At 53.6% G+C, this 14,313-nt stretch carries 12 protein-coding genes; 4 read left to right on the top strand and 8 right to left on the bottom strand.

From position 1 onward, the window contains the following. Positions 1 to 18 precede the first annotated feature (18 nt). The 3 genes from EA58_RS05045 (at position 19) to tldD (ending at position 6,295) form a co-directional block, all read left to right on the top strand. Entirely contained in the window at positions 19 to 3,924 is a 3,906-nt protein-coding gene (locus tag EA58_RS05045) for a YhdP family protein (RefSeq protein WP_051641901.1), read from the top strand. A gap of 89 nt (positions 3,925 to 4,013) precedes the next feature. Then, a complete protein-coding gene (locus EA58_RS05040; protein ID WP_036749853.1) occupies positions 4,014 to 4,844 on the top strand; it encodes a carbon-nitrogen hydrolase family protein in 831 nt (276 codons plus the stop codon). Between the two features lie 5 nt (positions 4,845 to 4,849). Then, positions 4,850 to 6,295: a metalloprotease TldD gene (tldD, locus tag EA58_RS05035; protein WP_036749730.1), complete on the top strand. Its 1,446-nt coding sequence runs from the start codon at positions 4,850 to 4,852 to the stop codon at positions 6,293 to 6,295. A 100-nt stretch (positions 6,296 to 6,395) separates the two neighbouring features. Here the strand turns inward: tldD and yjgA are convergent, their stop codons facing one another. After that, positions 6,396 to 6,920: a ribosome biogenesis factor YjgA gene (gene yjgA, locus EA58_RS05030; protein WP_036749726.1), complete on the bottom strand. Its 525-nt coding sequence runs from the start codon at positions 6,918 to 6,920 to the stop codon at positions 6,396 to 6,398. A gap of 117 nt (positions 6,921 to 7,037) precedes the next feature. Here yjgA and pmbA point away from each other — a divergent pair, with 117 nt between their 5' ends. Further along, positions 7,038 to 8,381 carry a metalloprotease PmbA gene (gene pmbA / locus EA58_RS05025; protein WP_036749723.1) on the top strand — a complete coding sequence of 448 codons (1,344 nt, stop codon included), beginning with the start codon at positions 7,038 to 7,040 and terminating at the stop codon, positions 8,379 to 8,381. Positions 8,382 to 8,448: 67 nt separating this feature from the next. Here pmbA and mgtE read toward each other — a convergent pair whose 3' ends face one another. From mgtE to lptB, 7 genes are all read right to left on the bottom strand, one after another. Continuing rightward, complete coding sequence (gene mgtE, locus EA58_RS05020; protein WP_036749721.1) at positions 8,449 to 9,807, bottom strand: magnesium transporter; 1,359 nt, start codon at positions 9,805 to 9,807, stop codon at positions 8,449 to 8,451. Positions 9,808 to 10,071: 264 nt separating this feature from the next. Then, complete coding sequence (locus tag EA58_RS05015; protein WP_036749718.1) at positions 10,072 to 10,347, bottom strand: HPr family phosphocarrier protein; 276 nt, start codon at positions 10,345 to 10,347, stop codon at positions 10,072 to 10,074. A gap of 2 nt (positions 10,348 to 10,349) precedes the next feature. After that, positions 10,350 to 11,213 (bottom strand): RNase adapter RapZ, encoded by an 864-nt coding sequence (gene rapZ / locus EA58_RS05010; RefSeq protein WP_036749715.1) that lies wholly within the window; start codon positions 11,211 to 11,213, stop codon positions 10,350 to 10,352. 21 nt (positions 11,214 to 11,234) lie between these two features. After that, on the bottom strand, positions 11,235 to 11,687 hold the full coding sequence (gene ptsN, locus EA58_RS05005; protein ID WP_036749712.1) for a PTS IIA-like nitrogen regulatory protein PtsN: 453 nt from the start codon (positions 11,685 to 11,687) through the stop codon (positions 11,235 to 11,237). Position 11,688: 1 nt separating this feature from the next. Beyond that, the gene (gene hpf / locus EA58_RS05000; RefSeq protein ID WP_036749710.1) at positions 11,689 to 11,976 is read right to left on the bottom strand and encodes a ribosome hibernation promoting factor; all 288 of its coding nucleotides are present in this window, start codon (positions 11,974 to 11,976) and stop codon (positions 11,689 to 11,691) included. 32 nt (positions 11,977 to 12,008) lie between these two features. Then, the gene (locus EA58_RS04995) at positions 12,009 to 13,499 is read right to left on the bottom strand and encodes an RNA polymerase factor sigma-54 (protein WP_036749708.1); all 1,491 of its coding nucleotides are present in this window, start codon (positions 13,497 to 13,499) and stop codon (positions 12,009 to 12,011) included. Between the two features lie 78 nt (positions 13,500 to 13,577). Beyond that, positions 13,578 to 14,303 (bottom strand): LPS export ABC transporter ATP-binding protein, encoded by a 726-nt coding sequence (gene lptB, locus EA58_RS04990; protein ID WP_036749704.1) that lies wholly within the window; start codon positions 14,301 to 14,303, stop codon positions 13,578 to 13,580. Positions 14,304 to 14,313 lie beyond the last annotated feature (10 nt).

The raw sequence follows: 14,313 nt of genomic DNA, 5'->3' as shown, positions 1-14,313 counted from the left end.
GGCGAGAGTGGAAGTGCTGTGCTGATAAAATTGACCCGCGTCCTGAAGTGGACGTTGCTGACACTGCTGGTCATCGGCGCGGTGCTGATCACGTCCCTGCGTCTGCTGCTGCCTCAGCTGAATAATTACCGTGAGCCGATTACGGCGTGGCTTTCTGCGCAAACCAGTATGCAGATCGGGGTGGCGCAGGTCGAAGGGCGCTGGCATAACCTCGGCCCGGTCATGGCGCTTCATGGCGTGCATCTGGGTCAGAATAGCCACGACATGATCCAGGTGCGGGAAATCGATCTGGAACTCGATCTGTGGCATTCCCTGCTGAACCTGAAACCCGTTTTCCGGGACGTACAAATTTATGGTCTGTCACTGGATGTCACGCAGCTCCCTGCCCGCAATGATGCCCCGGATTCAGCCGGACAATTGGATCTGGCTCAGCTTGAGCAGGTGCTGTTCGTTCAACTGGGAACATTTTCACTGCGGGATGCATCGCTGGTCGTAACGTCTCCGGCAGGCCACCGTCAACCCGTGACGCTGAAAGAGCTGAAGTGGGATCGACGGGGAGATATGCATCTGGCCGAAGGCGTCGTCAGTATTCCGGGCACTGATCTGAGTCAGCTCAATGTCGTCGCAAACCTGTCTGCGGAAAATGGCCTGCCCAGCCTGTCTGGGACGGTTTACGTCAAAACCCAGAACCTTTCTTTTACACCCTGGCTCAATCAGGCCATTCTCGGCGGACAAAAAATCACAGACAGCCAGATGAATACGGAAGTCTGGCTGACGCTGGACAATGGCCGTCTGAGTCACAGCAAAGTCCGTTTTGAAGACTCTTATGTCCGCTGGCAGGAAAAAGGCGTCAAGCATGAGCTGGCTCTGTTGCGAGGCATGCTCTCACTCTCTCCGGTGTCACAACAGGGCGCACCGGGCTGGCGTCTGGACAGTCATAAACTGGTGCTGGCCACCGATGAAAAAGCCTGGCCGCGTCTGGATTTTTCCGCTCAGTGGTTGGCTGCAGACGGACAGGGACAGGCACTGGCTGCGGACTTACCTTTGATGGATAAAGTTCGTCAGGGGAGCTGGCAACTGGCGGTCAGCAGTATTGAGCTGGCCCGGCTTCATCCGCTGAGTACCCTGTTACCGGGCGACAGTGCTGCCCGTCAGGCGGCTCAGACGCTTCAGTCTGCCGGCCTGTTGAAAGATCTGCGATTTGCTGGCCAGGGGCTGGACAATCCGCGTTTTTCCCTGACGCTGGAGAAATTCTCGAACAGACAATGGATGTATCTGCCCGCTTTTCAGGCTCTGAATGCGACGGTGGCCGGTGATGCACATCAGGGACAAATCACACTGGACGTTGCTCAGCAGACGCTGGACTACGACAAGGTCTTTCAGGCACCGATGCCGATCAATCAGGCAGATGTCCGCGCTTTCTGGCAGATGGATGAACAAGGCTGGCGGATCTGGAGTGATACTCTGTCGGTGAAAACACCCCATCTGAAGGCCCGTGGGCAATTCAGACTGGATGTACCGGCGAATGCACCTTCCTGGCTGTCATTCTACGGTGAAACAGACTTGAAAGATGCCGGGGCGGCCTGGCGGTATTTGCCCAGGCCCGCGTTGGGTCAGCAACTGACCGATTATCTGTCAGCCGCGATCCGGGGCGGTCACTCCGAGCAAGCTCAATTACTGTGGTACGGCGATTTGCCCGCATTCCCATATACGCAGCATGACGGTCAGTTTGAGGTTCATGTACCGCTGAAAGCAGGGCGTTTCAGTTTTGATACGGCCTGGCCGGAACTGACGGAGTTGGATCTGGACCTGGTGTTTCGTAATGATCGGATGCAGCTTGATGCCCGTCATGCCAAAACCAAAGGCGCGACTGCCCAGCGAGTGAGTGGCGATGCCTGGCTTCACCCCGAGGGCCACCTCAGGCTGGAAATGGAAGTGGGCGCTCAGGGGGAGCAGGTACGTGATTATATGATGGCGACCCCGTTGGTTGATTCCGTCGGGGCGGCATTGACGGCCGTGCAGGTTGACGGTCCGGTCAGTGCCCGACTGGCGCTGGATATCCCGTTCAGTGGCGAGCAGCCGCATGCGCAGGGTGAAGCCTTGCTGGATAACAACGACGTCACGATCGAAAGCCTGGCATTACCCCTGTCGCAGGTAAAAGGAAAAATTGAGTTCAGCGATGATCAGATCACCGCTGAGGATGTGACGGCCTACTGGCTTGGGCAACCATTAGCGGTCAGCTTTCAGGGGGCCAGTGCGGCATCCGGTTATCAGGTGAATGTCGATCTGGATGGCGTGTGGCAGATCCCGTCTTTGCAGCAGCGGTTACAGGATCCGTTGCTGGCCAGAGTGACGGGGAATAGCCGCTGGCAGGGGAACGTGGGCGTGGTGTTGCACGATACCGGGCTGGATTATCAGGTTTCAATTCAGGCACCGTTGAAAGGCATTCGCAGTCAGCTCCCCTATCCGTTGGCGCTGAAGCCCGGAAGCCCGGCCAAAGCCGTGCTGATGGCCGCGGGAAACACGTCGCGGCTGGAAGCCAGTCTGACTGTGCCTGATGCACAGTATCAGGCCGAAATTCATCTGTCACCGACGCCAACGATTGTGCGCAGTGGGCTGAATATCGGGCAGTCGGAGCGCCGTGGTTTACCCAAAAAAGGACATGACATTCGGATTCAGGCCAACCGCGTTGATGCGGATGCCTGGGAAACGCTGGTTCAGGCCATCATGGCTCAAAAGCAGGATTCATCTGAACCGGCGTTCATCGAACTGCCTTTGCCGACCCGGGTCAATGCCCGAATCCAGCAGCTGACGCTGGCGGGGTTGAACTGGCATGATCTTGAACTGGCGGTGCGCAAGCAACCCACCAAATGGCATGCTGTTTTAGGGAGCCGGGAAGTGAGTGGCGAACTCTTCTGGCCGGATTACCAACCGCTGAAGATTAACCTTGAGCAGTTCCATTTGAACTTACCTGAAGGTGAAAAGCCGTTACAGCCGATCGCTTCTACGCGTAAATATGTACCTCAGATGACGATTCCGCCGGTCACTGATTTTGACCGGAGCATCATGACTTATCTGCCAGAGATGGATGTGAAGGTGAAAGATTTGTGGCTGCAGGGCTATCGCCTTGGTGCACTGAGCGGACGGCTGCGCCGCGAGGAGCAGACGCTGATTCTGGAAGAGTTGCAGTTGGATTCGGGGACAACATCGCTCAGTCTGGATGGTCACTGGACCATGAGCCAGTATCAGAATGAAACGCAGATTGCTTTTGATATTTCCGGTGAGGACAGCTCTGAACTGATGGGACGACTGGGGGTCTCTGGGGGAATTCAGGATGCGAGCTTCAAGAGTTATGCGTCGATTCAATGGCAGGGTGCCCCCTGGTCGATGCACCGGGAAACGCTGACCGGTGAACTCAAAACGGAAACCGGCAAAGGGGTGATCCGAGACGTGGGCGGTGCCGGGCGGATCCTGGGGCTGTTCAGTTTAGACTCGATTATCCGCAAGATGCAGCTCGATTTTACCGGCATCTTCGATGATGGTCTGGCCTTTGACTACATCAAAGGCTCCGGGCGAATTGAAAATGGCCGCTTCCGGACCGACGATGTTGAGATGAAGGCGCTGGCCGGAGATATGTATATTCGGGGAAGTGCTAATCTGGTAGATGAAACGGTGAATGCCCGGGTGAAGTTTATTCCGGATCTGACGTCTGGTATTCCGGTCCTGACGGCATTTGCGGTGGCACCTCAAACTGCGATTGTGGTGTTTGCCATTTCGACAGCGCTGTCGCCTGTGGTGGACGTCTTTACCCAGATTAACTATGTCGTAAGCGGACCGATTGAGTCGCCGACCGTGACCGAACAGTCTCGTTTTACAGGGGAATTCAAGGTGCCTGATGCGTTGAAACAACAAGCGACACCATAAGCCTGACCGCGAATGGCGATGCCCGGCTTTACCTGAGAGGAAAGTTGAGGACATAATGATAAGAAAATCAATTCATAATGGAGTATGTGATGGCCAAAGTGGGTGTTGTACAGATGAATTCCGGGCCGGATCCAGAGGTGAATCTGGCGCAGCTGGAGAAAAAGCTGAAAGGGTTACAGCTTCAGGGAGCCAAGCTCGTTGTCACCCCGGAAAATTGTCTGGTCTTTGGGGCTCGTCAGGACTATGAACGCCATGCTGAGCCGCTGGGCAACGGACCGTTACAGTCTCAGCTGGCGGCGATCTCAAAGCAACTGGGGATCTGGCTGCTCATCGGCTCGATGCCGATTCGCCGTGATGATGGTGCGATGAGCACCACCGCGCTGCTGTTTGACGATCAGGGAGTACTGCAGGCGCATTACGATAAACTGCACATGTTTGATGTGGAGGTGGCCGATAGTCACCACAGCTATCGGGAATCGGATACGTTCCGGCCGGGTGGTGCGGTTCAGGTTGTGAAAACACCTTTCGGCAACATCGGTCTGTCAATCTGTTATGATGTGCGTTTTCCGCAGCTCTACAGTGCGCTGCGGGCTCAGGGTGCAGAGATTATCGTTGTCCCTGCGGCCTTCACCAAAGTGACCGGTAAGGCGCACTGGGATATCCTGCTGCGCGCCAGAGCGATCGAAACGCAGTGCTGGATTGTCGCGGCAGCCCAGTGGGGCGAGCACAATCAGGGGCGGGAAACCTGGGGACATTCCATGATTGTGGATCCCTGGGGACAGGTCGTTGCCTGCCAGGAGCAGGGAACGGGTGTTGTCGCCGCGGAGATCGATCTGAGCCTGAGTGAGCAGATTCGAACCAATATGCCATTGCTGCAACATACCCGATTTCGGGTGCAGCAGTGCAACACAGAAGAGTAAAGGCAATGATGCTGGAAACCGTAGAACAGACCATGCTGGCCCAGTCCGGACTTGAGTGTAAAGATCTCAGTCAGATCCTGGCCCTGATGACTACCCGTCATGTGGATTATGCCGACATCTATTTTCAGTCCAGCTGGCATGAGTCACTGGTCCTGGAAGACAGCATTATTAAGGATGGCTCATTCAACATCGACCGGGGTGTCGGGGTTCGTGCGGTGTCCGGTGAAAAAACCGGATTTGCCTATTCGGATCAAATCAGCAAACTGGCGCTGACGCAAAGTGCGAAAGCGGCTCGCGGGATTGCCCGCAGTGGCGGAGATGGCAAAGTGAAAGCCTTGTCAGCCTCTGAAGTGCATGCAGTTTATGCGCCGGTTAATCCACTGGAAAGTATGGAACGGCAAGATAAAATCGCCCTTCTGAAAGAAGTGGACGCTTACATTCGTGCGAAAGAACCGCTGGTCAAGGAAGTGTCTGTCAGCATCAATGGTGTCTATGAACAGGTGCTGGTCGCTGCGATTGATGGCACTTATGCCGCGGATATCCGCCCGTTGGTTCGTTTTTCAGTCAGTGTCCTGATCGAAAAAAATGGCAAACGGGAAAGCGGTAGCGCCGGTGGTGGCGGTCGTTTTGGCTATCAATACTTCAAAACGGAAACGGATGGTAAATCTGTGGCCTTAGAGTATGCCGATGAAGCCTTGCGTCAGGCATTGATTAACATTGATGCGGATCCGGCTCCGGCAGGAACCATGCCTGTGGTTCTGGGGTCTGGCTGGCCGGGCGTATTACTGCATGAAGCTGTGGGTCATGGTCTGGAAGGTGATTTCAACCGGAAAGGTTCTTCCATGTTCTCTGGTCAGATGGGACAGCAGGTGACATCCAGTTTGTGCACGATTGTGGATGACGGCACACTGGCCGATCGCCGCGGTTCGCTGAACATCGATGATGAGGGCATTCCGGGCCAATACAATGTATTGGTTGAAGGTGGCAAGCTCAAAGGTTACATGCAGGATAAACTGAATGCGCGCCTGATGGGCGTCGACCCGACGGGTAATGGCCGTCGTGAGTCTTATGCGCACCTGCCGATGCCACGGATGACCAATACCTATATGCTGCCCGGTGAGCACACGCCAGAGGAAATTATTGCCAGTGTCTCGAAAGGTATTTATGCGCCGAACTTTGGCGGTGGCCAGGTCGATATTACTTCGGGCAAGTTTGTCTTTTCGGCCTCTGAAGCGTATTTAATTGAAAACGGTAAAATTACTCGTCCGATTAAAGGCGCGACACTGATCGGCAGCGGTATTGAAGCCATGCAGAAAGTGTCGATGGTCGGGAATGATCTGGCAATCGACCGTGGGGTTGGTGTTTGCGGTAAAGCCGGTCAGAGTGTTCCGGTGGGAGTCGGCCAGCCGACACTGAAGCTGGAATCGATGACCGTGGGTGGCACACAGTAATTTTGTGTCGTCTAGCGACTGAAGTCCGATAAAAAATGCCAGCGAGATGCTGGCATTTTTATTTGTCGCGAAGCTTATTCAGGCAAGCACATCGGATACATCAGTCAGTGATGTACAGACCTTTCAGGATCTGGAAGATCTCGCGATAGGCTTTGGCTGGTTTATTCTGCGCTTTTTCTTTGTTTGCCATGCGAACGAGTTGACGCAGTTGCTGACGGTCGGCTTCTGGGTGCGCATCCATTACTTCATTGATTACACTGTCGCCGTCATCAATTAAGCGATCACGCAGGGTTTCCAGTTTGTGTAATTGTGCCGTGACCTGAGCGTGTTTGTTGTTCAGTTTATCCAGCGCAGTCTGAATCGGCTCGATGTCTTCATTTCGCATGAGTTTGCCAATGAACTGCAACTGGCGACGGTAAGCTTCCTGCTTGAATCGGTGCGCATCTTTAATCGCACGCAGCAGCTCCTCACTCACTGGCACTTTCGCCAGGGCATTGGGTTTGAGCTTGACCAGCTCTTCGCCCATTTTTTGCAGGGCTTCCATGTCACGTTTCATCTCGGATTTACTGACCCAGATGATTTCCTCTTCCTCTTCCCAAGGGGCTCTTTTATTTTTACGGCTCATAACAGGCTCATGACTGACTTCAATGTCTCTATTTTATCAGTTTCAGGTTGAATTTGGGCGCATTTTAATTCCCTTGAGTGTTATCCTTAGGAAAACAGTACAGATTAAATGATGGCTATGGATGTGAAACAACAAGTCGCTCAGCAACGCAGTGAGCTGGAACAGGCAGTCGCTCGTGCCCTGGAACTGGCCGGTCAACAGGCAGATGCCGCTGAGGTGGCGATTAATAAGTCGACAGGGATCAGTGTCTCGACGCACCTGTGTGAGGTTGAAAACGTCGAGTTCAACAGTGATGGTGCCATGGGGATTACCGTGTACCGGGGTCAGCGAAAAGGCAGTGCCTCGACGTCTGATCTCAGTGAAGCGGCCATTGCGCAGACCGTGGCTGCGGCGCTGGAAATCGCCCGTCATACCTCGGAAGATCCTTATGCTGGTCCGGGGCCTGCAGAAATGATGGCCCGGGATATCCCGGATTTGGATCTCTTCCATCCGGATGAACCTGAGCCGGATCATGCGGCATCTATCGCAATTGCAGCCGAACAGGCCGCCTTGGATGCGGACAGCCGGATCAAACAGAGTGACGGTGCCAGCTACGACAGTCACTATGGCGTTCGGGTTTACGGGAATAGTCATGGCATGCTGGCCAGTTATGCGAGCAGCCGTCACAGCATCAGTTGTAGCGTGATTGCAGAAGGCAAGAACGGGGATATGGAACGTGATTACAGCTACACGCTGGCGCGTCGTACCTCGGATTTGTGGACACCGGAGCGAGTTGGTCGCCATGCCGCCGAGCGTACCGTCAGTCGGATTGATCCACAGAAACTGACCACTCGTCAGGCACCGGTGATGTTTGCATCAGATATTGCGACCGGATTGTTTGGTCATCTGGTGATGGGGATCAGTGGTGCGAATCTGTATCGCAAGTCTACTTTCCTGCTGGACATGCTGGATGAACAGATCTTCCCATCCTGGTTAAATATCAGCGAGCGTCCGCATTTGCTGCGCGGACTGGCCAGTACGCCGTTCGACAGTGAAGGCTTGGCGACTCATGACCGGGAAATTATTCAGGATGGTGTATTGAAAACCTACCTGATGACCAGCTATGCAGCCCGTAAGCTGGGGCGTCAGCCAACAGGGCATGCTGGCGGGATCCATAATTGGATGGTCTCCAGTACCGGCGAAGATTTTCAGACCATGCTGCGCAAAATGGATACCGGTTTTCTGGTGACTGAGCTGATGGGGCAGGGCGTGAATATCGTGACCGGTGATTACTCTCGTGGGGCAGCAGGCTTCTGGGTTGAAAACGGGGAAATCCAGTTCCCGGTCAGTGAAGTAACGATCGCCGGTAACCTGAAAGACATGATGGAAAACATTGTGGCGATCGGCACGGATACCGAAACCCGTAGTCAGATCCAGACCGGATCGGTCTTGCTCGAATCGATGAAGATCGCGGGCGAATAATCGCGGTTCGATCCCATGAAAAAAGGTCTGGCTTTGCCAGACCTTTTTGACATTTACGGGATGTGTCTCAGATGATAAAGATGGTTGCGAGCCCGAGAAAGACCGATAGACCGACAATATCGGTAATCGTGGTCAGGGCCATCCCCCCTGCGAGTGCGGGGTCGATATTGAATTTTTTCAGAATAACCGGCACACCAACCCCGGCAATTCCGGCAATGAGTAAGTTGGTCATCATGGCCCCGGCAATAATGCCGCCCAGTACCAGATTCCCTTTCCAGAGCACGACCACGCCGCCAATGATACAGGCCCAGAGAATGCCGTTGATCAGGCCGACCCGGGCTTCTTTACTCAGCAGCCAGCGGGTGTTGGAATCACCGATGTGACCTACGGCAAGACCACGGATGACCAGCGCGACGGTCTGGTTCCCGGCCACACCGCCCATGGAAGGTACAATGGTCATCAGCACGGCAATGGCAGCCATTTTATCCAGGGTGTCTTCGAACATATTGGAAACCGAGGCCGCCGCCAGCGCCGCCAGCACATTCACGCCCAGCCAGATACTGCGCCGACGGGCTGATTTCATGACGGGGGCGAAGGTATCTTCATCGTCATCCATACCTGCCATACTCATCATGGAGTGTTCGGCATCTTCACGGATGATATCCACGACGTCATCAATGGTGATCCGGCCGACGAGCTGATTATTGGCATCGACGACAGGGGCAGACAGCCAGTTCCGGCGTTCGAACAGGTTGGCGACTTCACTGTCATCCATCTCGACATTGATGGCTTCATCCGGATCGTCCATGACGTCGATGATTTGGACATCGGGTTGGGTGGTGATCAGGGTGGCCAGGGACAGGTGACCAATCAGCACATTCTTCTCATCGACCACGTACAGGGCATCGGTCGCTTCCGGCAGTTCGCCTTTCATCCGCAGATAACGCAGCACGACATCTGCGGTCACATCACCGCGAATGGTGACGAAGTCGGTACTCATGATACCGCCGGCACTTTCCTCCGGATATGCCAGTGCCTGTTCGATCCGGTGCCGATCGGCGGCATCCATCTGCGCCAGGACTTCCTGAAAGCGTCGGTCCGGCAGGCTGCGCAGGACGTAAGCAACGTCATCGCTTTCCATGCCTTCAGCGACGGCTGCCAGTTTATCGGGGGCCATTCGGGCAACGATACCGTCTTTAACATCTTCAGACAGTTCGTCGAGGATCTCACCCTGTTCTTCCGGATCAGTCAGCTGCCAGAGGATCTGGCGTTCTTTGGGCGGACAGGCTTCGAGCAGATGAGCAATGTCTTCTGGCTCCATGTCCTGCAGCATTCGCCTGACGTGAACAAACATCCCTCGTTCCAGGGCCTGGTTGACTTGTTGCAGCGTCTGGTGGGTTTGATCTTGTTCGAAAACGTCCGCCATGAGAACTACCTTGCTTGTGAATATGTCCGGCGCTCCAATGAAGCGGACGGAAAATGGCGCAATAAGCTGAATATTAACGCAATAATGTGTCCTTTGTCTCATTGGATCTGAAATCTTACTGAGATTTCACTTGATAGAATGATGAACCTGGAAGCGGTTGAAAAACGATAGAGTATCGCTAGAAAGGATAATATTGCCGCCATTGAGGGTTATTTCGATACAATTGGCGGCAAATTGTTCGTTCATGATGAACAGCAACAGTGTTTAGTTATCCTCATCAAAGCCGTTTTCAATCAGCGATGTCACGGCCTCAAGTGCGGCACTTGCATCACTGCCTTCGGCGCTGACGGTGATCTTCTGACCCTGGGCGGATTCCAGCATCAGCAGCCCCATTACACTGTCGGCTGTCGCAGATTTCTCTGCATTGGAGACGGTGACGGTCGACTCAAAACTTTGGGCCAGTTCGACCAGTTTGATCGCCGCTCTGGCGTGCAGGCCGAGACGATTTTTGATGAAAAGTTCGCGGCTGACGGTACTCATGGTTAATACTTCTGCTTTGTTTGTTGTTCCAGGGTTCGGTGGCGGATCTGAACCTGTTGGCCCTGATGTCGGAAATACTCTGTCAGCTGCTGGGCGACGTAGACCGATCGGTGCTGACCACCGGTGCAGCCAATGGCAACCGTTACATAGCTGCGGTTGTTTTTTTCCAGCATGGGCAGCCAGTTCTCCAGGAAGTTGCGGATCTGATAAATCAGCTGGGCGACTTCATGGTGGCTGGCCAGATAGTCCTGAACGTCACTGTCGAGGCCCGTCTGTGGTTTCAGCTCCGGGACCCAGTGCGGGTTGGGAAGAAAACGGACATCAAAGACGAAATCGGCATCGGTCGGCAGGCCATGTTTGAAGCCGAAGGACTCAAATACCATCACCAGTTCGCGGGATTCGCGTCCCAGTACCCGGGAGCGGACGGTTTCACTCAGATCGTGAATGGATAGCTGCGTGGTATCGAGCACCAGATCAGCCTGCTCTTTGAGATTGGCAAGCCAGGTACTTTCGGCCTGAATCGCTTCTTCCAGGCTCATGTTCTGACGGGAAAGCGGGTGCAGACGTCGGGTCTCGCTATAGCGTTTCACCAGTGTTTTGTCGTCGGCATCAAGAAATAACAGATTCACGTCCGCCAGTTTTCTGACATCTTCCAGCAACGTGCTTGTTATGTCGTGATCTGCCGGCATATTGCGGACATCGACGCTGACTGCGACATTCTGGGTGTGCGGGTCCAGTGTTTTGATCAGATCAGAAAGCAGATGAACCGGCAGGTTATCGACACAATAGTATCCGAGGTCTTCCAGTACCCGCAGGGCGACTGACTTTCCTGAACCTGAACGGCCACTCACGATCATTAATTTCATGACAGGCTTTCCTTGTGCCGGTTAAGAGGGCTCTGTAGTCATGATCTGGTAAAGCTCTTCGTCGCTTTTGGCTGCCCGTAGCTGCTTCAGAATCACTTTATCACTGAGTTTTTCGGCCATACTGGACAGCGTTTTCAGGTGCTCTTTGCACTGTGCATCCGGAACCAGCAGGGCAAACAGCAGATCGACCGGTTGATTGTCAATCGCATCAAACTGAATGGGTTGCTGGCATTGGATCAGAACGGCAATGGCTTGCTCGCTGTCGTTGATCCGACCATGGGGAATCGCGATACCGTTACCAATCCCGGTGCTGCCCATTTTTTCCCGGTTCAGCATGCACTCAAATAGCGGCTGAGGGTTTTGGTTTAAATGTTGGCCGGCGATTTCGCTGATAATTTCCAGCGCGCGTTTTTTACTAGAGCAGTGGACTGCACTCTTGGTGCAGTCCAGGCTTAATACTCGACTCAGTTGCATGTTAATGACTATTGAGTTTGTCTTTGTGTTTGTTTAGTTGACGGACCAGTTTATCAGTTAATTGGTCAATTGCAGCATACATATTTTCAGAATCTGCTCTTGCATGGATTTCACCGGCATTTATGTGAAGTGTCGCTTCCGCGATCTGCTGCAATTTCTCCACATTCAGAACCACATGCACGTTGTTAATCTTATCGAAAAAGCGCTCCAGCTTATCGAATTTGGTTGTCACATATTCACGCAGCGAAGGGGTGATTTCAATGTGGTGACCAGTGAGATTAATTTGCATAGACATCTTCCTCCTTTATGCAGCCTCTCTCCTCAGAGCAGGCGCTTTCTTTGGCTTGAAGGCGGGATACCAAGCGACTCACGGTATTTGGCGATTGTGCGCCGAGCCACCATGATGCCTTGATCCGCCAGTAATGTCGCTATTTTGCTATCACTCAAAGGTTTGGCCTGATTTTCGGCCGCAACCAATTTCTTCACCAGTGCTCGGATCGCCGTGGAAGAACATTCACCACCGTTATCCGTACTGACATGGCTGGAAAAGAAGAATTTCAATTCAAAGATACCCCGGGGGGTATGCATGTATTTTTGCGTTGTGACCCGGGAAATGGTGGATTCGTGCATATCGACGGCCAGTGCGATGTCGTTGAGGACCATCGGTTTCATGGCTTCTTCGCCGTATTCGAAAAAGTCCTGCTGGTGCTCCACAATGCAGCGGGCAACTTTGAGCAGGGTTTCATTTCTGCTTTCCAGGCTTTTGATCAGCCACTTGGCATCCTGCAGGTGACTACGGATAAACTGGCTGTCTGCGCTGTTACGGGTGTGTTTGCTCATCGCTGCGTATTGTTCATTCACTCGCAGGCGAGGCACGCTGTCAGGGTTGATCGTGACAACCCATTTGCCTTTATCTTTAAAGACGGATACATCCGGGACGACATATTCGGTTTCAGAAGCGACAACCCGGTTCCCCGGACGGGGGTCCAGCGTATGGATCAGGGCCATCACATTTTTCAGGTCGTCTTCTTTGAGCTTGGTGTCGCGCATCAGTTGGCGATAATCGCGGTTCGCCAGTAAATCAAGATGCTGGGTCAGAATGGTTTTGGCTTCCGGCAACCACGGCGTGTCTTCCGGATAGGTCGCCAGCTGGAGAAGCAGGCATTCTTGCAGACTGCGCGAGGCGACACCCAGCGGGTCAAACTGCTGGACACGTTTCAGCACAGCTTCGACTTCATCAAGCTCGACGTTTTCATCGCCCATGCTTTCCAGAATGTCTTCACAACTACAGGTGAGGTAGCCTTTGTCGTCGATGGCATCAATGATGGCAAAGGCAATGGCGCGATCGGTATCGCTGAACGGGGTCAGCTCCAGCTGCCACATCAGATAATCTTGCAGGGTTTCTGTGGTTTCACCCTGATAGACGGGCATGTCATCATCCGGCGCAATGCCTGTACTGCCAGTGCCGGCGCTGTAGACATCATCCCACGTGGTATCTACGGGTAAATCGGAAGGCATTTCCCGCTGTTCAATGACTTCAGAAGTGTCGAAGGTGTCACTGCCGATTTCGTCATATTGATCGCCTGAATCATCCTTGCCGTTTGCACTTTCCGCACGGATGTCATCATTGTCTGAGGATGAGGTGTCATTGTCTTGGTTTTCGTCGAGTTCAAGCAAAGGGTTGGCATCTAAGGCTTCCTGGATTTCCTGTTGCAGATCCAGTGTAGACAGTTGCAACAAGCGAATGGCTTGTTGCAGTTGTGGCGTCATTGCCAATTGTTGACCTAGCTTAAGCTGGAGCGAAGTTTTCATGTGTGTACAGACACCTTGTGATTATTGTTTGAATCGCTTGTGGGTCAGCTTACCTCTGTTGTGCCCTTTTATCTATAACTATAGACGGAACTGGTCTCCCAGATAGACGCGTTTCACATGCTCGTCATTCAGGACTTCAGCAGGCGTCCCGTGGGCGATGAGCTGCCCTTGGCTCACAATATAAGCATGCTCACAGACGTCCAGCGTCTCTCTGACATTATGGTCGGTGATCAGGACTCCGAGGCCACGATCGCGCAGGTGTTCAATGATCTTTTTGATGTCGATCACTGAGATAGGATCGACCCCGGCGAAGGGTTCATCCAGCAGAATGAATTTCGGGTTTGCTGCCAGTGCACGGGCGATTTCCACCCGACGACGCTCACCACCCGACAGTGCCATGCCCTGACTGTTGCGGATGTGCTGAATGTTGAATTCATCCAGCAGTTCTTCCAGTTTATCCTGACGTTCGGCTTTCGAAAGCTCAGAACGGGTCTGCAACACGGCCATCAGATTGTCATGGACGGTCAGACGGCGGAAGATCGACGCTTCCTGCGGCAGATAACCGATTCCCATCCGGGCGCGGTTATGCATCGGCTGCAGGCTGATATCGTGATCGTCAATGGTGATTGAGCCGGCATCGCGGGCGACCAGGCCCACAATCATATAAAACGATGTGGTTTTGCCGGCCCCGTTCGGGCCGAGCAGGCCGACGATTTTGCCGGACTCCACTTCCAGGCTGACATCGGAGACGACTTTGCGCCCGTTGTAACTTTTTGCCAGATGGGTTGCGGTTAACTTTGACATTCGTTCTCTT

Origin of the sequence: Photobacterium galatheae, assembly GCF_000695255.1 — a bacterium.
Taxonomy (GTDB): Bacteria; Pseudomonadota; Gammaproteobacteria; order Enterobacterales; family Vibrionaceae; genus Photobacterium; species Photobacterium galatheae.
This window is presented reverse-complemented; position numbering and strand designations above follow the sequence as displayed.

What these genes read in the sequence shown, in the direction of transcription:
- mgtE (WP_036749721.1), bottom strand. Translation starts at nt 9,807, where the DNA reads ATGGCGGACGTTTTCGAACAAGATCAAACCCACCAGACGCTGCAACAA.
- yjgA (WP_036749726.1), bottom strand. Translation starts at nt 6,920, where the DNA reads ATGAGCCGTAAAAATAAAAGAGCCCCTTGGGAAGAGGAAGAGGAAATC.
- ptsN (WP_036749712.1), bottom strand. Translation starts at nt 11,687, where the DNA reads ATGCAACTGAGTCGAGTATTAAGCCTGGACTGCACCAAGAGTGCAGTC.
- rapZ (WP_036749715.1), bottom strand. Translation starts at nt 11,213, where the DNA reads ATGAAATTAATGATCGTGAGTGGCCGTTCAGGTTCAGGAAAGTCAGTC.
- pmbA (WP_036749723.1), top strand. Translation starts at nt 7,038, where the DNA reads ATGGATGTGAAACAACAAGTCGCTCAGCAACGCAGTGAGCTGGAACAG.
- tldD (WP_036749730.1), top strand. Translation starts at nt 4,850, where the DNA reads ATGATGCTGGAAACCGTAGAACAGACCATGCTGGCCCAGTCCGGACTT.
- EA58_RS04995 (WP_036749708.1), bottom strand. Translation starts at nt 13,499, where the DNA reads ATGAAAACTTCGCTCCAGCTTAAGCTAGGTCAACAATTGGCAATGACG.
- EA58_RS05040 (WP_036749853.1), top strand. Translation starts at nt 4,014, where the DNA reads ATGGCCAAAGTGGGTGTTGTACAGATGAATTCCGGGCCGGATCCAGAG.
- hpf (WP_036749710.1), bottom strand. Translation starts at nt 11,976, where the DNA reads ATGCAAATTAATCTCACTGGTCACCACATTGAAATCACCCCTTCGCTG.
- lptB (WP_036749704.1), bottom strand. Translation starts at nt 14,303, where the DNA reads ATGTCAAAGTTAACCGCAACCCATCTGGCAAAAAGTTACAACGGGCGC.
- EA58_RS05015 (WP_036749718.1), bottom strand. Translation starts at nt 10,347, where the DNA reads ATGAGTACCGTCAGCCGCGAACTTTTCATCAAAAATCGTCTCGGCCTG.